At 67.4% G+C, this 775-nt stretch carries 1 protein-coding gene; it reads left to right on the top strand.

Going from position 1 to position 775, the window contains the following annotated elements:
• The coding region (locus tag EN742_RS36550; protein ID WP_148670597.1) for an FAD-dependent oxidoreductase at nt 1-775 on the top strand (775 nt) is incomplete at both ends.

The following is a 775-nucleotide window of genomic DNA, read 5'->3' as shown; positions in this document are numbered from 1 at the left end:
CCGCCCACAAGGTCGAGGAGGGTGACGACGACCGGCTTTCGGCGCTGCTCGCCAGGGGCCAGGCGCCGCGCGCCGCCGCCACCTTCGCCGGTCCGATGGACTTCGGCGCCGACGAGGACGAGATATCGATCCGCGATTTCCAGGCCGCCGCCGATCTCGACCCCAACTATTTCAGCAAGGAAGGGTTCGGCGCGCTGGTCGCGCGTTTCGGCGCCGACGTGCCGGTCGAATTGTCGACCCCGGTGCGCAGGATCTTCTGGAACGGGCCGGATGTCGCTTGCGTCACCGATCGCGGCACAATCCGCGCCAGGGCGGTCATCGTCACCGCCTCGCCCGCCGTGCTCGCCTTCGAGGAGATCGCGTTCTCGCCGGCCCTTCCCGATGCGCATTTTTCCGCTTTCTTCGACCTGCCGATGGGCATGCTGACCAAATTGCCGGTCGAGATCAGCGGAACCCGGCTCGGCCTGCAGCCTTTCGACGATTTGCTGGTCGAGCGGCTGGCCAGGCACGACATCTACTTTCTCTGCTTTCCCTTCGATCTCGACCTGATGGTCGGCTTCGTCGGCGGCGACTTCGCCTGGGAAATGTCGGCGGCCGGCGAGGCGGCCGGTATCGATTTCGTCGTTGACCGGCTGTGCGACATTTTCGGTGCCGACACCCGCAAGCATGTCGGACGCGCCATGATGACCAATTGGGGCGGCGAGCGTTACGTGCGCGGCGCCTATGCCGCGGCGCGGCCCGGGCGATCGGAGGCGCGCGCCACCCTGATGCGGCC

Origin of the sequence: Mesorhizobium sp. M4A.F.Ca.ET.020.02.1.1, assembly GCF_004022645.1 — a bacterium.
In the GTDB taxonomy this organism is placed as follows: domain Bacteria; phylum Pseudomonadota; class Alphaproteobacteria; order Rhizobiales; family Rhizobiaceae; genus Mesorhizobium.
Note: the sequence above shows the minus strand (reverse complement) of the source record. Positions and strands in the feature narration are given on the sequence as shown.